This is a genomic window from Flavobacterium sasangense DSM 21067 (assembly GCF_000686885.1).
Taxonomy (GTDB): domain Bacteria; phylum Bacteroidota; class Bacteroidia; order Flavobacteriales; family Flavobacteriaceae; genus Flavobacterium; species Flavobacterium sasangense.
Genome location: NZ_JMLU01000007.1, coordinates 1 through 21663, shown reverse-complemented (window position 1 = coordinate 21663; position 21663 = coordinate 1). Strand labels below are relative to the sequence as shown.

Genomic DNA, 21663 nt, shown 5'->3' with positions numbered 1-21663 from the left:
ATGAAAATTATGCTTACTATTTTCTTGTCTATTTTCCTTTCAAAAGGTTGTGCGCAAGACCAAGAATTATCTGATGTTAAAGTTGTTTATGGTGCCAATACAAGAGGTTATCACAGAATGATAACAATTGAAAATGGGACATTCTCGTTAGTTAGTCAAAGAGATGGAAAACCTAGTGTTGTCAATTTAACAGATGCACAATGGAAAAAGTTAGCGGAATTATATAGTAAAATAGATTTAAAAACTTTCAACGATTTAGAAGGTCCAACTATGGAGCGTGCGTATGATGGGAAACCTCATGCTGACATGACAATTGTGGTGAAAGATAAAACCTATACAACTAAAGGATTTGATCATACAATTCCGCCTGCTAAAATTAAAGAATTTGTCGATTATATCAATAAAATTGCTGATGATTCTGTTTTTAAAAATCCAATTTTAGGAAGTTATGTTGTAGAAGAATTAGTTGGAGTTAACGTAGTTGAAAAAAACTATTTTATTAGTTTTGATAACGATAAAATTTCTGGCTTTATGGGATGCAATATGTATTCAGGAACGTATAAACTGAATGATGAAAATATAACTATTTCACCCTTGATGGTAACAAAAAAATATTGTGAAAATGAAATGAAAAATGAAGATCTTTGGTTCAAAACTGCTTCTAATGTTTCTCATTTTGAAATGGAAGATAAAACAATTTTTCTTTTAGACAGCAATAATAAAGTAGTTTTGAAAGCAACAAAAAAATAAGAATGACAATTAAAGAAATACAAGACGAAATTGTAGACGAGTTCTCTATGTTTGACGATTGGATGCAACGCTACGAATACATCATCGAATTAGGGAAGTCGCTTCCATTAATCGATGAACAATACAAAGTAGACGAAAACATCATCAAAGGTTGCCAATCAAAAGTTTGGGTTCACGGCGAAGAGCAAGACGGAAAAATCGTTTTTACAGCCGATAGCGATGCGATTTTAACCAAAGGAATTATTGCTATTTTAATTCGTACTTTTTCTAATCAATCACCAAAGGATATTTTAGATGCGAATACCGATTTTATAGATGAAATTGGTTTAAAAGAACATTTATCGCCAACACGTGCAAATGGTTTAGTTTCGATGATAAAACAAATTAAAATGTATGCTTTGGCATTTCAATCGAAGCAATAAACTGAAAAATTTAAACATATAAGCCATATAAGTTTTATAATATGATATACACCACTAAAATTAATATAAGCCATGAAGAATGTAACAAAAACACAATTAAAAGATTTAGTTTATCATGTTAACGGAGCAGCAATAGAAGTTCATAAAAGATTAGGACCAGGATTGCTCGAAACCGTTTATCACCAGTGTCTGATTAAGGAATTAGAATTACGAAATATAAATTCAATTTCAGAATACAATATTCCAATTAATTACAAAGGATTTGAATTGGAATCAAAGTTAAGATGTGATATTTTGGTTGAAGACATTTTAGTAGTTGAATTGAAAGCAGTTGCCGAGATGAATCCAATCTATGAAGCGCAACTTTTAACTTATATGAACTTATTGCAAAAACCAATAGGATTATTAATTAATTTTAATGTAAAGAACATTTATTACGAAGGACAACAAACATATGTAAACGAAATATATAAGACATTATGGGATTAACTTATATGACTTATATGTTTAAAAATAAAAAAAATGGAAGAATTTAACGATACAATCAACTTAGGCGAAAACGTAGTCAAAGTTTTAAAAGGAATTTACGACCCAGAAATTCCAGTAGATATTTACGAATTAGGTTTAATCTACGACGTGATGATTAACGAAGATAACGATGTAAAAATCTTAATGACCTTAACATCACCTAATTGTCCAGTAGCGGAAACGTTACCTCAAGAAGTGGAAGAAAAAGTAAAATCTATAGATGAGGTAAAATCATGTGAAGTAGAAATTACTTTCGACCCACCTTGGAGCAAAGACTTAATGAGCGAAGAAGCTAAATTAGAATTAGGAATGCTTTAAAATAGTAAGCAGTCGCAGTCACAGTTAACAGTGTTTTTACACTTACTTCTGAAAACTGCGACTGAAAACTGCGACTAAAATATGGACGAAATAATAAATAAAGTAGCGCAAAGTTCCTTGATGGTATTCGATTTAGAGGATTACTATCCAGATAATCATGTGGTAGATTTAGATATTTCGCAATGGTTATTAGAAGGGTTTATTTTAAAAGAATCTGATTTTAGAATAAAATTGAAAGAAACAGACTGGTCACAATTTGAAGATAAATATGTGGCTTTGTATTGTTCAACGGATGCTATTTTACCTGCTTGGACATTTGCTTTAGTTTCGGTTTATTTAGCTCCGTATGCTTTAAAGGTTATTCATGGAAATAAAGAACATGCTACAATAGAATGGTATCAGGATATTTTGAGCAAATTGGATTATACTGACTATTTTCAAAAGCCAGTAATTCTTAAAGGTTGTTCTAAAAAATCAGTTCCTAATCAAGTGTATACGTTAGCGATTCAAAAGTTAATGAAAGTTGCTAAAAGCGTAATGTTTGGCGAAGCTTGTTCAGCAGTTCCATTATATAAATCAAAATAAAAAAAGACCTCAATTGAGGTCTTTTTTTATTCGTTTTCAACGGCATCTTTATAATCTGGATATAAAAATTTGTTGTAAGGAAATCTTGTAATGTGAATCTCTCTTACTGCCTCGTATACTTTTTCTCTGAATTCCTCAAAATTTGCCTTTTCAGTAGCTGAAATAAACAACGTGTTTTTATCACCTAATTTGCTCATCCAAGTTCTTTTCCAATCTTCCAAAGTATAATGTTTGGTAGTTTTTTCAACACTTAAATCATTTTCATCAAAATGCTCTGATTTGTATGCGTCGATTTTATTAAAAACCATAATCGTAGGTTTGTCTGCGCTTTTGATATCTTGCAGAATTTGATTTACCGAAGCAATATGGTCTTCAAAGTCAGGATGCGAAATATCTACCACATGAAGCAACAAATCAGCCTCTCTAACTTCATCTAACGTGCTTTTAAACGACTCAACTAATTGTGTTGGTAGTTTTCTAATAAATCCAACCGTATCGCTTAAAAGGAACGGTAAATTCTTTATTACAGTTTTTCGAACAGTAGTGTCAAGGGTTGCGAATAATTTATTTTCTACAAACACATCACTTTTTCCAACAGCATTCATTAAAGTAGATTTTCCAACATTGGTATAACCTACTAAAGCTACACGAACCATGGCACCACGATTACTGCGTTGCGTTGCCATTTGTTTGTCGATTACTTTAATTTTTTCTTTTAGTAAAGAGATTCTATCACGTACAATACGACGGTCGGTTTCAATTTCAGTTTCTCCAGGACCACGCATTCCGATTCCCCCTTTTTGACGTTCTAAGTGGGTCCACATTCCGGTTAAACGAGGTAACAAATATTGGCATTGTGCTAATTCTACTTGTGTTCTGGCATACGAAGTTTCGGCACGTTGCGCGAAGATATCTAAGATAAGATTGGTTCTGTCTAAGACTTTACAATCTAATTCTTTGGTAATATTTTTCGATTGTGAAGGTGTTAATTCGTCATCAAAAATTACAGTTTTAATATCGTTATCTTTAATGAAGTATTTGATTTCTTCTAATTTTCCAGTTCCTACAAATGTTTTAGGATTAGGTTTATCCATTTTTTGTGAAAAACGCTTGATAACGGTTCCACCAGCGGTAAATGTCAAAAACTCCAATTCGTCAAGATATTCGTTTAGTTTATCTTCACTTTGGTTTTGTGTTACTATCCCAACAATAATTGATTTTTCAAAGTCAATAACTTCTTTCTCTAACATAATCGTTCTTTAAGAATACAAAGGTACGAAATAGCAAGCATAAAAAAAGCGACTCGATTAGAGTCGCTTTTATAATTTATTCTTATAACTTATTGAAATAAAATATTATCTATTTGAGCACCTGGTCTAGTTTCTGCATTAGTAGTTGAGGTTGCAGCTACATCATACGCAAAAATAATATGCCCTTGTCCAGACATTCCTGTAAAGGTATGAATACCAGAGTTTGTAAAGCCAGAAGCCCATCCTGTTCCTGTGTGATTAGAGAATGTAAAACTACTAGTGATATCTACAAGGTTAGCAGTAGGGTTAGCACTATTGAAATTTGTAGAGTAATACACTTTCATTATAGGAGTTGATGTTTGAGACATGTAACCATATAAAGTTTTGAATGAAACTTTTGTATGCATGTCAAAATTATATGGCATTACAAAGAAAATTTTAGTTGCCCCTGTACTGTTACCTTTTCTTGCTTGTAAATATTTATTTCCGTTGAAAGAACCCACAAACCAATCGTTAGTACCTACAACTTTTAAATTAAAATAATTAGGAAAAATAGCAGTGTTTGATGCAAAAGATTCAAAGTTTTCGATTGCAGGGTTTAATCTTGGATTAGTTAACTTAACATCATTAAGAGTTCTTAACATTAATTGAAAAGTACCATTATATTTAGTTAAAACACCACGAATTTTACCGTTTTCACTTGGAATTTCTTCTGTCGCAAATGTAGCAAATGCACTATTACGAACAGTTATTGAATTTCCAGATGCATCAATTACGGAATGATTAGTAGCAGTAGCACCCACATAGGATAATGCTTCATCGTGATAAGTGTGTCCTAAAGAAGCATTTGCAAATTGCACCTCATCAAACTCTACTAATTTGTGTAAATAAGTATCATTGATATCAGAAAGTGTAATATGCTGTACTAAAGTTTCTTCATCAACTTTATCGCAACTTCTTAAGATAGCATCTTTATATTCAACACCAGAAATTCTTCCTACACTACCTTCAAAAAGTGAACCAATTTCTAAAGAAGATATTTGACTATCAAAATTATAATAACGATCTTTCATGTTAATAGTTACTTTTCTTCCTGGCTCATATCTAGTGTATAAGTTGTAATCATCAATCGGCATTGTAAATCCTTTTGCTCCGTCAACAGAAACAAATGATATCGATTTGTAAAAATTTCCACCTTCGTCACTAGAAGTAACATAAGCTTCTATGTAATCAGAATCTGGATATTGTTGAACAGTAGTATTAGCTAAAGTTGCAATATCTTGTACAGATTTAGTTGCAGCTATACTAATACAATCATTCGATAAATCAGGTGTTCCATAATCATCGCCATTAACACATCCAACTAAAGATGCTAAAACAGCAGTTGTTAATACTAATTTTAATCTTTTCATAGCTATTAATTTTTAGTGATTTTAACATTGTCAACTTCCCAAGTCATTGAAGCAGAAGAAGTAGATGTATATTTGAATGCTACGTGAACATTTCCACCTACAAAAGAAGAAATGTCAATGTTTCCAGAATTTGTCCATGTATAAGCATTTGAAGAATCTAAGGTAGCAGATAAATTTGTCCATGTTGCAGTATTAGGATCACCACCACTATAATCAGAAGAAATTTTTATTTCTAATACATTTCCAGTAAATTTTGAAGCTGTTTGAAAAGATAAATAGGCAGTAGTTAATTCACTTAAATTAATTTCAGGAGAAATTAACCAATCTTCGTTGGCATTGCTTGTGCCAGCATAACCTGACATTTTAGCACAATTTCCAGGATTTCCATACTGTGTGTCTAATTGCCATTCTTGGGATCCATTCACACTATATTTTGTCCAATCAGCCCAATTAGTTTCAAATCCATCCGTAAAGGCATAGTCATAAACTGTAGGAATAACATAATCATCATCTCCTACACAACTTGTTAATACACTTGTACTAAGTGCTAACAAAAAAATTGTTTTTAAAAAATTTATTTTCATAGTATATTTTTTTAGAAGTTAATGTAGAAGTTAACAAAGAATGTTCTTCCGTATCCGTAAAAATATTTAGATCCAAAAGAAGGAGTTCCGTTAGCTTGATCAGCTTGTAAATCTGGGAAAGTTGCTTTTCTAGATTGTTCAAAACCACCTGTTTTATAAGTAACATCAAAAACGTTGTTTACAGAAGCAAAGAATCCCACTGTATTACGATTTGCTTTACTAATTCTCCACGATTTTCCTCCTGTCAAGTTTACTAATGTAAAGCTATCAAATTTTTCTTGTTTTAAGATATCTCTTACTGATTCAGGAGTAGCTCCAGAGTAATTATCTCCTGTATTACTATCAATACTAAAGTTATCAGTTCTTAAAATGTTAGCAAAATCAATGTAACTGTTAGCTAAGTAATTAACATTTGCTCCAATCCACCAGAAATTAGGATCTCTATATTCTAAACCAAATGAAGCCGCAGTTTGTGGCATACCTGGTTGGTGGTAATTTTTCATGTAAACAGTTCCAAAATCTGTTAAACTTTCATTTCCAGCAGCAGCTAATGCATCATCATTTGTTTTTAATTTAGCATTATCAGAATAGATGTACTGTCCGTAAGAAGCAGCAGCTGTAGCTTTAATAGTAGATGTAATTTGGTATTCTAAACCAAGTTCTGCACCCATGTTTTGTTTGTCAATTCCAGTAACGATTTCACTAACGAAAGTGTCTTCGTCACCACCATCGTCACCACCACCAATTCCTTCTCCGTAGAAGAATGAAATTTCGGTTGCATTTTGAATTTTAGAGTAAAATCCAGTTAAACGAGCTTTGAATTTTGGTGCTCTTAAGATGTAACTTGCATCAGCACTTGTAATGCTTTCGCTTTGTAAGTCTGGAGTAATCATGTTGTTCATTCTAGCATTTGAGAATGAGTTTCTTAAACTTGGTGCTTTTGTTTGATATAAACCATTGAAATCTAAGTAATTTCTACCGTTTAATTTATAAGTTAAACCTCCTTTGAAACCGAAGTTTTCAAATATAATTTTCTCTCCTTTACCATAAGAATTATTTGCATAAATTCCATTTTTGTAAAGACCTTCTCTTTGGTATTCTGATCTAGAGAACGATTGAGCTAAATAAAAATCAGCTTTGTCGTAAGTGAATTTAAATTGAGTAAATCCATCAAATGTTAAAGCATGTAATAAATAATTATACCCATAAGTATCTCCTTCTACAACTTGTCTGTTTGGATTATTTAAGTCAGACTGACTAGCATTTCCTGTATAGAATGGGTCAATATCTAAGAAGTATTGACCTCCTAATAAATCCAATAAGTTTTGGTGATTATGAGAACGTAATTTTCTGAAATTTGCTCCTGCTGTTAAGCTAACATTTTCAGAAATACTTGAATTCAAGATACTGTTAGCACTTAATTGATTGTCATCCGTTCTGTCTTGGTATAAAACGTAAACACTTCTTCCTGCAAAAGCACTATTTTGGTTCGCAATATACATAGCATTCCAGTCAATTTGTGAATTTGATCTAAATCCATTTCCAATTTGAGTTAATTGGTCTGGAGTATAACCTCCTAAATTACTGTAGTAACTTGGTAAGTTTTTATAGTAAGTTGGATCTGGATTGTTTCCTAATTGGTAATCTAATCTAGAGTTTCCAATTTTACCTGTTTGAAAAGCAACATTTGTATTTAAAGTTGTTTTTTCAGTAATTTTCCAGTAGTGAGATAACATTGTAATTGGCTCTTCAACATCTTTATCTCTTGAATTACGTTTTTTGCCATCTTGCCATCCCCAATAAGAATTGTATTTAATTCCCATTAAATCATTTACTTCTTTAGTGTTTGGAGAGTTTTTTCCTCTACTATTTTGAGCATAAATAGCAGTTAAATTCAAACTATGTTTGTCATTAATTTTTTTCTCAACACTAGCAAATAATGAGTTTGCACTATAGTCAGTTCCTTCAAAATAACCTTCTTCTGCCCATCTTCTAGAAGCTGAAACCACAAATGCCCATCCGTCTTTGTTCATACCAGATGCGTGAGTTCCCATCATTCTCCAGCTATAGTTGGTGTTAGTACCCGACATCGAAATTCTTGTTCCAGGACGGTAAAAAGAAGCTCTTGTATTAATTTCTTGAGTTCCTAAAGCACTACCAAATGTGTAATCAGATGGAGCAGAACCCATTGTAAATTCTTGATTTCTTGTTGCATCATTTAAACCACCCCAGTTACTCCATTGTGGTCTTCCATCATATAACTTATTCATAGACAAACCATTAATCATGGTAACTCCATATTCATTATCTAGACCTCTAATTCTAAAACGTGCTAAACCCCAGTTAAATGCTGCAGCTTGTTGATACGTGTCTCTAGTTGCTTGTAAAAGCCCAGAAGTACTTTCAGAACCACTGTTGTCATCTCCTAAATCATTTTCAGTAATTGTTACTAAACTTAATTGTTGTTCAGATGTAATGTCTTCTTCTAGCACAACTACTCCTAAATCAAGAGTTTCGCCATTAGCAGAAGGTTCTAACATAAAAGTTTGTTGCGTGTATCCAGAAGTTTTGATTGTCAACACTTGTTCACCCGTTGGGATAGTTTGAAAAACAAAGTTTCCATCAAAATCAGTCAAAGCAGATTGGTTCGTACTTTGAATGGTTGCAACAACATTTTGTAATGGTTTTTGACTTTTAGCATCGATAACCTTACCTTTTAAGGCTGGATTTTGCTGTGCAAAAACAAAAACAGCTTGCAGCACTAATAACGTGCTCAATACAAGTTTTTTCATAAAGAATATTAAAATTAATACTAATTTAATGTTAAGTAGTTACAAACTTAACAGCCTACAAATGTATAACTTTTAATAATATTATTTACCTTTGGCACCCAATTTGTAATAAACTTGATATTAATATAACATTTGATTTATGAAAATTAAACACCTTTTGGCTGTTTTTACTGTGATTTTGTCTGTAAATAGTGCTGTTTCACAGGATAAAAAATTTAAAGTGCATACCGTGGCATTTTACAATTTTGAGAATTTATTTGATACAATTAATGATCCAGATACTTATGATGAAGAGTATACTCCTGTAAATGGTTGGACAAAAAAGAATTATCAAAAGAAATTAGATAACTTAAGTCGTGTTCTTATCGAATTAGGTACAAGCGAAAGTCAAAAAAATTCTCCAGTAATTATTGGCGCTTGTGAAATTGAAAACAGAAGAGTGCTAGAAGACTTAGTTAAGCATCCTACTTTAATTAATAAAGGATACAAAGTAGTCCATTTTGATTCTCCAGACAAACGTGGAATTGACGTTGGATTTTTATATCAAGAAAAGTATTTTCAGCCAACTAGTTACATAAATGTGCCGTTGTATGTTTATGAAACAGAAACTACTTCTGATAAGAAAAGTACAAAAGAAGAAGAAAAAGAAGTTGAGGAAAATGTAAACTACGATAAAAAAACAAAACGTATTTATACACGTGATCAACTTTTGGTTACTGGTTTATTAGACGGAGAAGAAATTAACGTAATTGTTAACCACTGGCCATCACGTTCTGGTGGAGAGAAAAAAAGTAGCCCATACAGAGAAGCTGCTGGAAGATTGAATAGAAAAATTATGGATTCTATCATCAAAATCAATCCAAAAGCTAAGTTTATTACTATGGGAGATTTAAATGACGGAGCGTACAATAAAAGTGTAAAACAAGGTATTGGTGCTAAACTAAAAAAATCAGAATTAAAAGAACCAAGAGATGTTTATAACCCGTTTGAGCAAATGGCAAAAGACGGACATGCTTCATTGTTTTATAGAGATTCAGGTGATATTTTCGACCAAATCATGGTAAGTCAGCAATTAATTCCAGCTGATAATAACGATTATGGTTCATTCAAATATTGGAAAGCAGGAATTTACAACAAACCTTTCTTAATCCAAAAAACAGGACAATACAAAGGATATCCACTGAGAAATCAAAATGGAGTTCCAGGATTTTCAGATCACTTCCCGGTTTATATTTATCTAGTGAAAGAAGTGAAGTAATTTCAGTCTTAATAATTTAATAAGGTTAGTTTGCAATAAAATGCGGCTAACCTTTTTTCTTTTTAGTAACTTTACGTTTTTAAATTCAAAAAAGATGGCAATAAGAAAACCGTTTAATTTGCAAAAGTGGATTGAAGATAATAAAGGATTATTAAAACCACCTGTAGGTAATAAGAATTTATATGTTGATTCAGATGATTATATTGTAATGATTGTGGGTGGACCCAATGCCCGAAAAGACTATCACTACAATGAAACCGAAGAACTATTTTATCAATTAGAAGGAGAAATTACCGTCTTTATTCAGGAAGATGGTGAAAAGAAAGCCATGAAATTAGGGCCAGGCGACATGTATTTGCATCCTGCCAAAGTACCGCATTCGCCAGCAAGGACAGAAGGTTCAGTAGGTTTGGTAATCGAAAGAAAGCGCGCGGGAAAAGGATTCAATGATGGTTTGTTGTGGTTTTGCGATAATTGCAATCATAAATTACACGAAGTCTATTTCGAATTACACGACATTGAAAAAGACTTTTTACCTCATTTCAGTACGTTCTACAATTCGGAAGAAAAAAGAACATGTAAAAAATGTGGCACTGTAATGGAAACCAATCCTAAGTTTACGACCAAGAAATAGTTAAAAAATAGCTGTGTAACTTGAGAGACACAATTATTAAAATATATTTTTTACATTTGTGAAAATTTAACAAAAACCGAATAAAAAGTTATAAAATGATATCTGAAGCAGCAATTCAATTTGGTATGCAAGAAGCTTTGCAACAATTAGGCATTAAAGAAATTAACGAAGGAACTTCTACTGGAACCAAGTGGTTTTCTAACGGAAAAATTATCGAATCATATTCTCCAGCTACTGGTGAGTTAATTGGAAAAGTAAAATCTTCAACAAAAGAAGATTACGAAACAGCTATGAGTGCTGCAGAAGAAGCGTTCAAAACATGGCGTTTGGTTCCAGCTCCAAAAAGAGGAGAAATCGTGCGTCAAATGGGAGAAGAATTACGTAAAAATAAAGAAGCATTAGGAAAATTAGTGTCTTTTGAAATGGGTAAATCGTATCAAGAAGGTCTTGGAGAAGTTCAGGAAATGATTGACATCTGTGATTTCGCAGTAGGTTTATCACGTCAATTACACGGATTAACAATGCACTCTGAGCGTCCAATGCACAGAATGTATGAGCAATGGCATCCGTTTGGAATTGTTGGAATCATTTCGGCTTTCAACTTCCCAGTAGCGGTTTGGTCTTGGAACACGATGTTAGCTTGGATTTGTGGTGATGTTTGTATTTGGAAACCAAGTTCTAAAACACCTTTATGTGGTGTAGCTTGTCAAAACATCATTCAAACTGTATTAGAAAGAAACAATTTACCAGAAGGAATCAGTTGTTTAGTAGTGGGTAACGAGTCTGGAGATTTAATTAATAATGACAAACGTATTCCATTAGTATCGTTTACAGGTTCTACAAGAATTGGTCGTCACGTATCAAAAACGGTTGCTGAGCGTTTTGGAAACACTATCCTAGAATTAGGTGGAAACAACGCGATTATCGTTTCTAAAGAAGCGGATTTATCAATGGTATTGGTTGGAGCGGTATTTGGAGCGGTAGGAACAGCTGGTCAACGTTGTACTTCAACTCGTAGATTAATTGTTCACGAAAGTGTTTATGATAAAACTTTAGACGTTTTAGCAAAAGCATACGCGCAGTTAAAAATTGGAAATCCATTAGATGCTAACAATCACGTGGGACCACTTATCGATAAAGGTGCGGTTCAAGATTACTTAAACGCTATCGAAAAAGCAAAAGCAGAAGGCGGAAGAGTTATAGTAGAAGGGGGTGTTTTAGAAGGAAAAGGATACGAAAGCGGTTGTTATGTAAAACCATGTATTATCGAAGCTAAAAACGAGTTCGAAATCGTGCAGCACGAAACATTTGCTCCAGTATTATACGTAATGAAATACAGCACAATTGAAGAAGCTATCGAAATGCAAAATGCAGTTCCTCAAGGATTATCTTCTTCTATCTTTACGAACAACATGAGAGAAATGGAATTATTCCTTTCTGCTGCCGGTTCAGATTGTGGTATTGCTAACGTAAACATTGGAACTTCGGGTGCTGAAATTGGTGGTGCTTTTGGTGGAGAAAAAGAAACAGGTGGTGGTCGTGAATCAGGTTCTGATGCATGGAAAGCCTACATGAGAAGACAAACCAACACCATTAACTACGGAACAGCGTTACCATTAGCACAAGGTATTAAGTTTGATTTTTAATTAAGCGAAGAGTGAAAAGTAATTAGTTACTTTTGGATATAGAAAAACCCTGCAATTGCAGGGTTTTTTGTTGGTATTGAATTAATCTATTCTTGTGTATTCAATGAGAATTTCATCATCATTTAACAAAGTTAAGCTTCCGTTTTTTCCAAGTTTATAAATCCAACCAAAAGGTTCTCCTTCAATTTGATAATATTTGAAACCATCTTTTTTAGAAATCAAATTAATTTTCTGTAAAATTCCGTCATCCGTTCTTTTATACAATTTCCCATTTGACATTTTTACAAATTCGAAAAAACCTTCTTCCTTCCTGTCTTTAAAAGGCTGGAATTGCCATTTAAATATTGTTTTTATCTCTTTTAATGAATGAGAAGCTTTAAAATTCTTGTGAGACGTTATTAATTTTGAAATTAATTCTTCATTTGAAAAGGTGTTCTGTAATTTCGAAATAAGGTTGTCATAAATTTTATCCTGATTTAATAAAGAATATCCGTAATAATTTAAACTAATGCTTTCTAATGGATACGCAGGATAGTTTTTCATTATTTGATTAATTACAACTTTATATTTTTCAATAATTGGCCAAAATAGTTTTGCTGAATTTGAATTACTACAATGTGCCATATTCATAACAGGCGCAATTTTATACAATCTAAAGGTGCTTTCATTATGATACTCAAACATTAAAATTGTTCTTATCATTAAACTTGTTGAGATAGAATCCTTTTTTATTAAATCTTTTTCATTCAATAAAACATTTTGATCTATATCTAAAAGTTTATCCCAATAAATACTTACCTCATCAATAGATTTTAAACTTGATATTTCATTTCTATAGGACTCAACTGGTATTTGTGAAAAACAAATTTCTAAAAAGAACAATAAGAATAAAAGATATGTTTTTTTCATGCTTTTTTTGTAAATGTAAGATTTTATTATAAAACCAAAAACCCCACAAATCAAATTTGCAGGGTTTTCTATTATCATTCTGTCAAGCTGAACTTGTTTCAGCTTCTCTTTTTAGATTCTGAAACAAGTTCAGAATGACAAAAAGTATCACTTCGTCTTCTTCACGTATTGTGTTAAAATATAAATATTTTGGTTTTTCAGATAGCTCGGAATTGCATTCCGTGTCCACAATCCATTTCAAAACTAACTACTGAAATAATTTTTACAAAAAAGTTAAACCAATTCTCTTGTTTAAACCAATTTCAAAAATTCGAATTAGGGTAGAAAGTTGAATATTTCCTTTTCCGTTTTCTAATTTTGAGATATAACTTTTTTTTGTTCCTGTTTTTTCGGCCAATTGTTCTTGTGTTAGTTTTGCTTCTTTGCGGGCTTCTTTTAGCATTTCGCTAATAATGAACATTTGAGAGTTTTCTTCATATTTGTTACGGCTTTCGGTTCCTATTTTGCCGTGTTCCACTTCAATTAGCTCGTCAAATGATTTTATGTTTTCGTAATTTTTCATCTTATTTATTTTTTTGTTCAAAATAGTCCTGCATCAATCTTAATGCTTTTTCTAGTTCTCCTTTGGGTGTTTTTTGTGTTTTCTTTTGAAAGCCATTAAATAAAACCACCAATTTACCTTCATCAAAACAGCAAAACAACCTGTAAATATTTGATTTGTGTTCTATTCTTATTTCATAAAGACCATCTGTACCCGTTAAATGTCTTAGGAATTTCTCAGGAACACGATCCACTTGTTTAATTAATTCTAAAACATATAAAATCTTAGTTTTTACCTTTTCATCTTGGTTTTGGTAAAAGCTAATAAAGTGATTTTCATGAAAAATAATTTTTCTAATCATACCGCAAAGTTATCTTAAAAGTTAACATTTTCCAAATTAATTTTCTAATTATGATAATTAGTTGTTGATAATCAAGTAAAAACCCCACAAATCAAATTTGCAGGGTTTTTGTTTTTCTTTGTGGGCACGGAATGCAATCCCGATAGCGCGGAATTACATTCCGTGCCCACAATCCGCTTCAAAACAAAGCTACTAAGATAGTTTTTACAAAAAAGTTACCCGATAGCGCGGAATTACATTCCGTGCCCACAATCTACTTCAAAACAAAGCTACTAAGATAATTTTTACAAAAAAGTTAACCCAAAACTCGTAACCTGAAGATATAAAGTGTAACGCCTCGGTGTAACTCTTTAATGACAAAGATTATCAAAAAAAACTCGGTGTAGCTCGGTGTAAAAAAAATATCCACAACCCGAAATTTTCTACTCAACAACCAACTTACTACTAAAAACCACAGCTTCTCCTTGCTTAACCAAAACCAAATAAACTCCTGCAGGATAAGAACTCACATGCAACTCATTAGTTCCTGAAAAAGAATTCAAAGCCACATTTTGAATCAACCTACCAGTTACATCAAAAATGGCTACAGTAGCATTGTTTATTGTTAAATCGTATTGTAAGGTTACCACATCCTTAGCAGGATTAGGATACATCGTAAAAACATTTTCTTGTTGAAATTCATCAGTACTTAAGGTAGCACAAAGCCCCGTCATTTGGGTAGGAACATAAACTGGATTTCCAACAGTACCATTACCATATTGTCCCACTTGATTATCTCCCCATGCCCAAACCGTGCCATCTGATTTTGTAGCAATGGTAAACTGGTCATTGCCAGCGCCACCTGAAACCACATCAACCCAGTCGGTATCAGTACCCACTTGAACGGGGGTAAATTGATTAGTGGTGTTGCCTATTCCTAATTGTCCAACATCATTAAGTCCCCAAGCCCAAAGGGTACCATCGGGTTTAATTCCAAAGGATACTTTCCATCCAGCAAAAACTTTAGACCAAGTATCAGTGCCTACTTGAGTTGGAGTGTCTCTATAATAGGATGAAGGGAAATTATCGCCTGTTTGGCCATATTCCCCCCCCCCCCAAGACCACAAGGTGCCATCGGTTTTTAAGGCTAAAATATGGGCAGCGCCAACATGAATACTAGCCCAATCGGTATCTGCATTCAATTGAGTGGGAACACTTCGTGCCATAACAGTACTATTACCTAATAAACCTGCAAGATTCAATCCCCATCCCCAAATAGTACCATCATTTTTTAAAACAAAAACAGAGGCACCCAAACTAGTTTCAACATCCACCCAATGATTGTCTGTACCAATTTGAATGGGAGTAAGTTGATTGGCACAACACGTATTATTTCCCATTTCATATTCATCATTTTGTCCCCAGCCCCAAATGGTCCCATCGGTTTTTAAACCAATAGTCATTTCAGATGAAGCGGATATCTTTTGCCAATTAGAAGCTGTACCGATTTGTTGTAAAGTAGGATTTATTGTAGTCGTAGAACCATTACCTAATAGTCCGTACCTTCCATCTCCCATAGCCCATAAAGTACCATTATTTTTAATAATAAAAGTATTGTATGGGCCAGCACTTACTTTCAACCAATCAGTAGATGACCCTATTTGAAAAGAGGAAGAATTTATGGAATTGGTATTTCCTAAGTTTCCAGCATCGCTCTCACCCCAACCCCATAAAGTTCCATTTGATTTAATAGAGACAACATGATAGCTTCCTATCTGAAAACCATCAAAACATTGACCAAAAGTTGAAGCACATACCCATAAAAAGAATAAAGTAATTTTTTTAAGCATAATTCGTTAGTTTAAAAACAGGTACGCTAAAAACGTACCTGTTTAGGGTTATTCTATTTAATAATTAACTTGTTTTGCCATAAGATAGCATCTGCTTGTTTTACAACTAACATATACATACCTGCAGGATAAGAGTCAATCGCTAAAGTGACTTCCTTATCAGCCGAAGATAAGGCTTTTTTAGCAATATTTCTGCCTGTCAAATCATAAATTTCTAAGGTGGCACCCTCTAAATCTAGAGAGTAAGAAAGGGTTACGGCTGTAACAGCTGGATTAGGATACAAACTAAAACTAGTTGGGTTAGAATTAACTTCATTCTTATCTACACTAGCCATTTTTCCAGTAGAATCACATCCTGCAACATCAACATCAAATTTAGTGATACACAATTCATATACTTCTTTGTAAGGCACTGTTCCTTGCAAAATCCAAGTCAATACACCTCCGTTAAAAGGACTTTGTGGAATAACGGTTACTTGAATTACATTTTGTCCTGGTTGTAAGGTAAACGAAGAAGGGAGGAGTACTACTTGATTCGTCTCTTCACTCAATGTCACTTGATAAGGAATTGTCATACCACTATAAATCATTATTTTGCTGTTTTCCAAGTATTTACTCTCTTGTCATTCCGAGCCTGCTAGGAATCTCCTAACCTTAGGCACCTCACTAAACGCAGTTTAGTCAACAACCTGAAACTTGAAACCTAAAACTCGTAACCCGCTACTCAACAACCAACTTACTACTAGAAACCACCGCAGCTCCTTGCTTAATCAAAACCAAATACACCCCAGCAGGATAAGCACTAACATTCAGCTCACTACTTCCTGTAACAGAATTCAAAGCCACATTTTGAATCAACCTACCAGTTACATCAAAAACTTCAAAAGTTGCATTAGCATCAGTTAAATTATAAGCTAAATTTACCACATCTTTTGCAGGATTGGGATACATCGTAAAAACATTTTCTTGTTCAAATTCATCAGTGCTTAAGGTAGCACAAAGCCCCGTCATTAGGGTAGGTACATAAACCGGATTTCCAACGGTACCATTACCATATTGCCCCACTTGATTATCTCCCCATGCCCAAACCGTACCATCTGATTTTGTAGCAATAGTAAACTGGTCATTACCAGCCCCACCTGAAACAACATCAACCCAGTCAGTATCAGTACCCAATTGAACAGGAGTAAATTGGTTAGTAGTATTACCTATTCCTAATTGTCCAACATCATTACGACCCCAAGCCCATAGAGTACCGTCTGGTTTAATCCCAAAGGATACTTTCCAACCAGCAAATACTTTAGACCAAGTATCTGTTCCAACTTGTCTTGGATACGAACGATATAATGAAGGAGACAAACCATCGCCTGTTTGGCCATATTCCCCCCCCCCCCAAGACCACAAGGTGCCATTGGTTTTTAAAGCTAAAATATGAGCAGCTCCTACATGAATACTAGCCCAATCGGTATCCGTATTCAATTGAGTAGGAACACTTCGAGCCATAACGGTATTATCAGCTAATAAACCTCCAAGATTCAATCCCCACCCCCATATAGTACCATCATTTTTTAAAGCAAAAACAGAGGCGCCTCGACTAGTTTCAATATCCACCCAATGATTGGCTGTACCAATTTGAATGGGAGTAAGTTGATTAGCACAACACGTATTATTCCCCATTTCATATTGATCATTTTGCCCCCAGCCCCAAATGGTGCCATCTGTTTTTAATCCAATGGTCATATCGGTCGATGCGGATATTTTTTGCCAATTAGCAGCAGTTCCTATTTGTTGTAACGTTGGATTTGATTGGGTAGTAGAACCATTACCTAAAAGTCCATAACTTCCTTTTCCCATAGCCCATAAGGTACCGTTGCTCTTGATAATAAAAGTATTATTGTCTCCAGCACTTACTTTAGACCAATCTGTTGCAGGAGATAACTGAAAAGGAGTAGGATTTGAAAAAAGGGTATTACTCAATTGTCCTATATCACTTAATCCCCACCCCCATAGAGTGCCATCTGATTTGATAGAAGCAACATGATAGTCGCCAATTTGAAAACCATTATAACATTGACCATAAGTAGAAGCAGATACCCATAAAAAGAATAAAGTAATTTTTTTAAGCATAATTTCTTAGTTTAAAAACAGGTACGCTAAAAGCGTACCTGTTTAGGGTTATTCTATTTAATAATTAACTTGTTTTGCCATAAGATAGCACCTGCTTGTTTTACAACTAACATATAAATACCTGCAGGATAAGAGTCAATCGCTAAAGTGACTTCCTTATCAGCCGAAGATAAGGCTTTTTTAGCAATATTTCTGCCTGTCAAATCATAAATTTCTAAGGTGGCACCCTCTAATTCCATAGTATAAGCAAGCGTCACTTGGGTAGCAGCTGGATTAGGATACATACTAAAACTATTAGTACTTACTAGCTTATCTTCACTTTCGTAATTCATTTTACTTGAAGAGTTACACCATGGGATATCTACTTCAAATACCCGATAGCGCGGAATTGCATTCCGTGCCCACAAGTTCCTTCAAACAAAGCTAGTGAAATATTTATTAAAATGCTAATTATATAAGCATGATCAAAAAGGCCTCGTAGAAAATAGAAAAACCTATAGCGCGGAATTACATTCCGTGCCCCCGCTCCCGCGCGAATCCTTTCGCGTGGTTCATTTCAATCAAAGATAACAAATTGTAACTAAAAAAAGTAAAGTCAACTTTTATAATTAAGTAGTCAAGTTGGTGTTTTCTTTATAGATATAGCACTGTTACAGCACTGATATAACACGGATATAGCATTAAATATTTAAGTTGTCTTAATGGTAACAGAAAGTTATCAAAAACCAAAAACCCCACAAATCAAATTTGCAGGGTTTTATATTATCACATTGCCACATTGGCACATTAAAAACTACTTCGTTTTCTTCACGTATTGCGTCAAAATGTAAATACTTTGGTTTTCCACTCTACCTTCAATAAGGTTTGCGTCGTCCCAAACTAATTTAATGTTGTGCACAGCAGCTCCACGTTTTGCAGTAAAAGTAGCGCCTTTTACATCTAAATCTTTAATCAACACTACCGAGTCGCCATCTTGTAAAATAACGCCGTTACTGTCTTTATGTACAATTTTGTTTTCGTCTTCTTCTGCGCCTTCGCCTGTTGCTTTTGCCCATTCTAAGGCTTCTTCATCTAAGTACATCATGTCAAGCAAATCGTTGTTTTTCAAACGCGCTAACATGCGCCAAGATAAAATTTGAACCGGCAAATGCTCATTCCACATACTTTCAGATAACCCTCTCCAGTCGTTTTCATTCATGGTTTCTAGGTTTTCAATTTGGTCTTTTAAATGTTTCGCAACTAAAACCGAATGTTCTAAGCTTTCCGCAGTGTGAGGTGGCAACGTGTACACAACTAAATCGTGTTCGGTACCACTAATTTCGCAAACTGAACCACTACGGTCTTTCAGTTTTTTTTCTATTACACTCATTTTGAATGGATTTTACGTAAATAAATAATTTGAAGCAAAGGTATAAATTGTAACAAAACAGCATAAAAAAAAGCAACTTTTTTGAGGAGTTGCTTTAAAATAAATTCGAATAATGCTTTACAGATTAAAACTTGCTCCAATAGAGAAATTAAACTGATTGTTGTATTTTTCAAATCCAACTGGGTTGTTATCGTAATGTGCTATTGGAAACTGGATTTCAGAATACAACCCGAAACCATCGGTAATAAAATAGCGAGCGCCTAAATGTGCTCCAAAATTTTTAATTCCGATATTTAATCCAGGATAGATATCCACTTGTTTTTCAATACCAAATACATCGGCAATGTTGGCACTAAAACGGGCTCTAAGATCAAAACGGTCGTCAAAATTTGGTTTTTCGCCTGCAACTTCTTCAATTCCTAATAAATATAATGAGGTAAAACCAAACGACATATTAGTTCCGATTCCTCTATCATACGTAGCAATTACTCCAGTTCCTTTTTCCTGAATGTTGGCACCTACTTGGAATTTTGTATCTCCTTTACCTTTAAAGACTTGCGCATTTGCCATTTGAATTGTAACAAACAAACATATTACTGTCAGAATATTTTTCATAGCTTTCGATTTTTTATTATTATACAAAGATACAATTTTTTAATTTCTTCCGTTTTCGTTAGGATATAACTCAGGTAAAGCATCACTTTGCCAAAATTCTTTCGTGTCGATATCCATAATCGTAAGTTTTCCTTTGAAAGCGGCACCGGTATCTACATTCCACACACAAGCTTTATTAACTGGAATCGTTTCGTTAATTTTGGTAACTGGAGTATGCCCGATATAAATTTCTTTGTAAATAGTTAGCCGATTTGGATAAGTGATGGCATCTTTAGAAAGATTCGGATCAAGAGCTAGGGCGGTTTCCCAAAGGGTTCTGTCCCAATAAAAAAGCGGTTTAAAATATTCGTGTTCTACACCTTTCATATTCGTAAAACCAGCATGAATAAACAATCGGTTTTCAGTATCTAAATAGTAATTTTGAAGCGATTGTAGAAAATGAATATGTTTCTCTTTCGTTTCAGTGTCAATATTTTGATATGATTTTACAGTAGCTTCACCACCGTGTTGAAACCACAATTTTTCATCAATATTTTCGTTATTACCTAATAGCCAGTCTAATAGAAGTTCGTCGTGGTTGCCACGAATAAAAATACAAGGTTGTTTTTTTTGTAATGCAATCAAAAAATCTAAAACGGCTGGCGATTCGCTCCAACCATCTACGAAGTCTCCAAGAAAAATCAAAGTGTCATTTTTAGTAACATTAGCTCTTTCTAAAACTTGGTGAATGGCTTTTAATCCACCATGAATATCTCCTAGTACGAATTTTCTCATAAATAATTCAATTTTTATTCAATTTTTATTCAATTTTTAGAAAAATATGCAGAAAAACTACAGCAATTAATTTTCGTAGTGTATCTAAATTTGTATTTCAAGTTAATAAACCCATTGCAAACAAATAAACAAAACCTTTAAAATCAAAATCTTATGAAAAATTCAGTTAAATTATTCGCTTTAGCATTAGTAGGAATTACTTTTTTCTCATGTACAACCGATGAGTACGATGCTGCACTTGAACAAAGTGTAAAAGTAACAGAAAATATCCAAAATCAACAATTTACAGAAGGAGATGTAGCAGAAACTCAGAATGCTACGATTGCTGAAGATGGAACGCCTATAGTAATAATAATTAGAAAAGATTAATTTTTAAAATATTAAAGAAATGAAAACAATAGTTGTGTTAATAGTAAGCTCTATTTTTTTGTCCACGATGTCAAATAATGTAGAGAACGATTCAATTGAAAAAGTTATGACTTATAAAATTGAAAAAACAGAAAAAATCAAAGTTGAAAGAGCAATTAATTCGCGAACACCTATAATAATTGTAAAAAAAGATTAATAATTATCATTAAATAGTATTTTTGTTTATAAGCAATTTTTTTTAATTGAAACAGGTTATAACTTTATTTAACCCGTTGGGTGAAATTATTTGAAGTAAAATAAATTGAAAAAATGTTGGTCAAGATACTGAAAATCAGTATCTTGAAGTCGCAAAACAACCAACATTTATGACAAATATAGTTAAAAATTATTTTAGAGTATTAGAAGTTATAAGTTCTTTGAATTTTGAGTTGGATTTTAAATCAGGAATTGGCAGAAAGCCAAAAATGTCTGACATAGAAGTAGTTGCCTTGAGTTTGACAGCAGAATTTATGTCAATAGACAGCGAAAATTCACTTTTCAAACAGCTACTACCAGGTGAAATTTCCAATCTAATTGAGCGTAGTCAATTT

The 21663-nt window shown here is 33.4% G+C and carries 24 protein-coding genes and 1 pseudogene; 11 read left to right on the top strand and 14 right to left on the bottom strand.

Annotated features, from left to right (window positions below):
* The 5 genes from BP92_RS16710 to BP92_RS0106845 all read left to right on the top strand — a co-directional run bounded on the left by BP92_RS16710 (position 1) and on the right by BP92_RS0106845 (position 2603).
* Positions 1-750, top strand: coding sequence for an META domain-containing protein (locus BP92_RS16710; protein WP_051604412.1), 750 nt, complete (start codon positions 1-3; stop codon positions 748-750).
* 2 nt (positions 751-752) lie between these two features.
* Positions 753-1172: a SufE family protein gene (locus BP92_RS0106860; RefSeq protein WP_026725383.1), complete on the top strand. Its 420-nt coding sequence runs from the start codon at positions 753-755 to the stop codon at positions 1170-1172.
* A 72-nt stretch (positions 1173-1244) separates the two neighbouring features.
* Positions 1245-1661, top strand: a complete 417-nt coding sequence (locus tag BP92_RS0106855; RefSeq protein WP_026725382.1) for a GxxExxY protein — start codon at positions 1245-1247, stop codon at positions 1659-1661.
* Positions 1662-1694: 33 nt separating this feature from the next.
* Positions 1695-2018 (top strand): SUF system Fe-S cluster assembly protein, encoded by a 324-nt coding sequence (locus BP92_RS0106850; protein WP_026725381.1) that lies wholly within the window; start codon positions 1695-1697, stop codon positions 2016-2018.
* A gap of 81 nt (positions 2019-2099) precedes the next feature.
* Positions 2100-2603: a DUF2480 family protein gene (locus BP92_RS0106845; RefSeq protein WP_026725380.1), complete on the top strand. Its 504-nt coding sequence runs from the start codon at positions 2100-2102 to the stop codon at positions 2601-2603.
* Positions 2604-2629: 26 nt separating this feature from the next.
* Here BP92_RS0106845 and hflX read toward each other — a convergent pair whose 3' ends face one another.
* The 4 genes from hflX to BP92_RS0106825 form a co-directional block, all read right to left on the bottom strand.
* Complete coding sequence (gene hflX / locus BP92_RS0106840; protein ID WP_026725379.1) at positions 2630-3853, bottom strand: GTPase HflX; 1224 nt, start codon at positions 3851-3853, stop codon at positions 2630-2632.
* An 89-nt stretch (positions 3854-3942) separates the two neighbouring features.
* A complete protein-coding gene (locus tag BP92_RS0106835; RefSeq protein WP_026725378.1) occupies positions 3943-5265 on the bottom strand; it encodes a DUF5689 domain-containing protein in 1323 nt (440 codons plus the stop codon).
* A gap of 5 nt (positions 5266-5270) precedes the next feature.
* Positions 5271-5849, bottom strand: a complete 579-nt coding sequence (locus BP92_RS0106830; protein ID WP_026725377.1) for a choice-of-anchor J domain-containing protein — start codon at positions 5847-5849, stop codon at positions 5271-5273.
* Between the two features lie 11 nt (positions 5850-5860).
* The gene (locus tag BP92_RS0106825; RefSeq protein WP_026725376.1) at positions 5861-8641 is read right to left on the bottom strand and encodes a TonB-dependent receptor domain-containing protein; all 2781 of its coding nucleotides are present in this window, start codon (positions 8639-8641) and stop codon (positions 5861-5863) included.
* A gap of 139 nt (positions 8642-8780) precedes the next feature.
* On the opposite strand from BP92_RS0106825, the gene BP92_RS0106820 reads away from it, so the two are divergent.
* The 3 genes from BP92_RS0106820 to amaB all read left to right on the top strand — a co-directional run bounded on the left by BP92_RS0106820 (position 8781) and on the right by amaB (position 12179).
* Complete coding sequence (locus BP92_RS0106820) at positions 8781-9899, top strand: endonuclease/exonuclease/phosphatase family protein (protein ID WP_026725375.1); 1119 nt, start codon at positions 8781-8783, stop codon at positions 9897-9899.
* A 94-nt stretch (positions 9900-9993) separates the two neighbouring features.
* A complete protein-coding gene (locus BP92_RS0106815) occupies positions 9994-10533 on the top strand; it encodes a 3-hydroxyanthranilate 3,4-dioxygenase (protein ID WP_026725374.1) in 540 nt (179 codons plus the stop codon).
* Positions 10534-10628: 95 nt separating this feature from the next.
* Positions 10629-12179 carry an L-piperidine-6-carboxylate dehydrogenase gene (gene amaB / locus BP92_RS0106810; RefSeq protein WP_394331852.1) on the top strand — a complete coding sequence of 517 codons (1551 nt, stop codon included), beginning with the start codon at positions 10629-10631 and terminating at the stop codon, positions 12177-12179.
* Positions 12180-12260: 81 nt separating this feature from the next.
* Here the strand turns inward: amaB and BP92_RS0106805 are convergent, their stop codons facing one another.
* The 10 genes from BP92_RS0106805 to BP92_RS0106755 form a co-directional block, all read right to left on the bottom strand.
* On the bottom strand, positions 12261-13088 hold the full coding sequence (locus BP92_RS0106805) for a hypothetical protein (RefSeq protein ID WP_026725372.1): 828 nt from the start codon (positions 13086-13088) through the stop codon (positions 12261-12263).
* Between the two features lie 262 nt (positions 13089-13350).
* On the bottom strand, positions 13351-13650 hold the full coding sequence (locus BP92_RS0106800; RefSeq protein WP_026725371.1) for a helix-turn-helix domain-containing protein: 300 nt from the start codon (positions 13648-13650) through the stop codon (positions 13351-13353).
* A gap of 1 nt (position 13651) precedes the next feature.
* Positions 13652-13990, bottom strand: a complete 339-nt coding sequence (locus BP92_RS0106795; RefSeq protein WP_026725370.1) for a type II toxin-antitoxin system RelE/ParE family toxin — start codon at positions 13988-13990, stop codon at positions 13652-13654.
* 422 nt (positions 13991-14412) lie between these two features.
* Positions 14413-15819, bottom strand: coding sequence for a T9SS type A sorting domain-containing protein (locus BP92_RS0106790; RefSeq protein WP_026725369.1), 1407 nt, complete (start codon positions 15817-15819; stop codon positions 14413-14415).
* 53 nt (positions 15820-15872) lie between these two features.
* Positions 15873-16409 carry a T9SS type A sorting domain-containing protein gene (locus BP92_RS0106785; RefSeq protein ID WP_026725368.1) on the bottom strand — a complete coding sequence of 179 codons (537 nt, stop codon included), beginning with the start codon at positions 16407-16409 and terminating at the stop codon, positions 15873-15875.
* A gap of 130 nt (positions 16410-16539) precedes the next feature.
* Entirely contained in the window at positions 16540-17946 is a 1407-nt protein-coding gene (locus BP92_RS15900; RefSeq protein ID WP_051604411.1) for a T9SS type A sorting domain-containing protein, read from the bottom strand.
* A 53-nt stretch (positions 17947-17999) separates the two neighbouring features.
* Complete coding sequence (locus tag BP92_RS0106775; RefSeq protein WP_026725367.1) at positions 18000-18278, bottom strand: T9SS type A sorting domain-containing protein; 279 nt, start codon at positions 18276-18278, stop codon at positions 18000-18002.
* Between the two features lie 461 nt (positions 18279-18739).
* Positions 18740-19315: a PhnA domain-containing protein gene (locus BP92_RS0106770; RefSeq protein WP_026725366.1), complete on the bottom strand. Its 576-nt coding sequence runs from the start codon at positions 19313-19315 to the stop codon at positions 18740-18742.
* A 117-nt stretch (positions 19316-19432) separates the two neighbouring features.
* On the bottom strand, positions 19433-19930 hold the full coding sequence (locus BP92_RS0106760) for a DUF6646 family protein (RefSeq protein WP_026725365.1): 498 nt from the start codon (positions 19928-19930) through the stop codon (positions 19433-19435).
* Between the two features lie 39 nt (positions 19931-19969).
* Positions 19970-20704, bottom strand: a complete 735-nt coding sequence (locus tag BP92_RS0106755; protein ID WP_026725364.1) for a metallophosphoesterase — start codon at positions 20702-20704, stop codon at positions 19970-19972.
* Between the two features lie 153 nt (positions 20705-20857).
* On the opposite strand from BP92_RS0106755, the gene BP92_RS0106750 reads away from it, so the two are divergent.
* The 3 genes and pseudogenes from BP92_RS0106750 to BP92_RS0106740 all read left to right on the top strand — a co-directional run.
* Positions 20858-21073, top strand: coding sequence for a hypothetical protein (locus BP92_RS0106750; RefSeq protein ID WP_026725363.1), 216 nt, complete (start codon positions 20858-20860; stop codon positions 21071-21073).
* Positions 21074-21092: 19 nt separating this feature from the next.
* Positions 21093-21269 carry a hypothetical protein gene (locus BP92_RS17095; protein WP_160169119.1) on the top strand — a complete coding sequence of 59 codons (177 nt, stop codon included), beginning with the start codon at positions 21093-21095 and terminating at the stop codon, positions 21267-21269.
* Positions 21270-21438: 169 nt separating this feature from the next.
* A pseudogene (locus BP92_RS0106740) lies at positions 21439-21663 on the top strand (IS982 family transposase); the annotation flags it as partial.

Bases quoted from the DNA above. Each gene is read 5' to 3' on its own strand.
- BP92_RS0106825 (WP_026725376.1), bottom strand. From the start codon at position 8,641: ATGAAAAAACTTGTATTGAGCACGTTATTAGTGCTGCAAGCTGTTTTT.
- BP92_RS0106790 (WP_026725369.1), bottom strand. From the start codon at position 15,819: ATGCTTAAAAAAATTACTTTATTCTTTTTATGGGTATGTGCTTCAACT.
- BP92_RS0106835 (WP_026725378.1), bottom strand. From the start codon at position 5,265: ATGAAAAGATTAAAATTAGTATTAACAACTGCTGTTTTAGCATCTTTA.
- BP92_RS0106855 (WP_026725382.1), top strand. From the start codon at position 1,245: ATGAAGAATGTAACAAAAACACAATTAAAAGATTTAGTTTATCATGTT.
- BP92_RS0106860 (WP_026725383.1), top strand. From the start codon at position 753: ATGACAATTAAAGAAATACAAGACGAAATTGTAGACGAGTTCTCTATG.
- BP92_RS0106755 (WP_026725364.1), bottom strand. From the start codon at position 20,704: ATGAGAAAATTCGTACTAGGAGATATTCATGGTGGATTAAAAGCCATT.
- BP92_RS0106815 (WP_026725374.1), top strand. From the start codon at position 9,994: ATGGCAATAAGAAAACCGTTTAATTTGCAAAAGTGGATTGAAGATAAT.
- BP92_RS0106770 (WP_026725366.1), bottom strand. From the start codon at position 19,315: ATGAGTGTAATAGAAAAAAAACTGAAAGACCGTAGTGGTTCAGTTTGC.
- BP92_RS0106760 (WP_026725365.1), bottom strand. From the start codon at position 19,930: ATGAAAAATATTCTGACAGTAATATGTTTGTTTGTTACAATTCAAATG.
- BP92_RS17095 (WP_160169119.1), top strand. From the start codon at position 21,093: ATGAAAACAATAGTTGTGTTAATAGTAAGCTCTATTTTTTTGTCCACG.
- hflX (WP_026725379.1), bottom strand. From the start codon at position 3,853: ATGTTAGAGAAAGAAGTTATTGACTTTGAAAAATCAATTATTGTTGGG.
- BP92_RS0106785 (WP_026725368.1), bottom strand. From the start codon at position 16,409: ATGATTTATAGTGGTATGACAATTCCTTATCAAGTGACATTGAGTGAA.
- BP92_RS0106750 (WP_026725363.1), top strand. From the start codon at position 20,858: ATGAAAAATTCAGTTAAATTATTCGCTTTAGCATTAGTAGGAATTACT.
- BP92_RS15900 (WP_051604411.1), bottom strand. From the start codon at position 17,946: ATGCTTAAAAAAATTACTTTATTCTTTTTATGGGTATCTGCTTCTACT.
- BP92_RS16710 (WP_051604412.1), top strand. From the start codon at position 1: ATGAAAATTATGCTTACTATTTTCTTGTCTATTTTCCTTTCAAAAGGT.
- BP92_RS0106775 (WP_026725367.1), bottom strand. From the start codon at position 18,278: ATGAATTACGAAAGTGAAGATAAGCTAGTAAGTACTAATAGTTTTAGT.
- amaB (WP_394331852.1), top strand. From the start codon at position 10,629: ATGATATCTGAAGCAGCAATTCAATTTGGTATGCAAGAAGCTTTGCAA.
- BP92_RS0106805 (WP_026725372.1), bottom strand. From the start codon at position 13,088: ATGAAAAAAACATATCTTTTATTCTTATTGTTCTTTTTAGAAATTTGT.
- BP92_RS0106820 (WP_026725375.1), top strand. From the start codon at position 8,781: ATGAAAATTAAACACCTTTTGGCTGTTTTTACTGTGATTTTGTCTGTA.
- BP92_RS0106845 (WP_026725380.1), top strand. From the start codon at position 2,100: ATGGACGAAATAATAAATAAAGTAGCGCAAAGTTCCTTGATGGTATTC.
- BP92_RS0106850 (WP_026725381.1), top strand. From the start codon at position 1,695: ATGGAAGAATTTAACGATACAATCAACTTAGGCGAAAACGTAGTCAAA.
- BP92_RS0106830 (WP_026725377.1), bottom strand. From the start codon at position 5,849: ATGAAAATAAATTTTTTAAAAACAATTTTTTTGTTAGCACTTAGTACA.
- BP92_RS0106795 (WP_026725370.1), bottom strand. From the start codon at position 13,990: ATGATTAGAAAAATTATTTTTCATGAAAATCACTTTATTAGCTTTTAC.
- BP92_RS0106800 (WP_026725371.1), bottom strand. From the start codon at position 13,650: ATGAAAAATTACGAAAACATAAAATCATTTGACGAGCTAATTGAAGTG.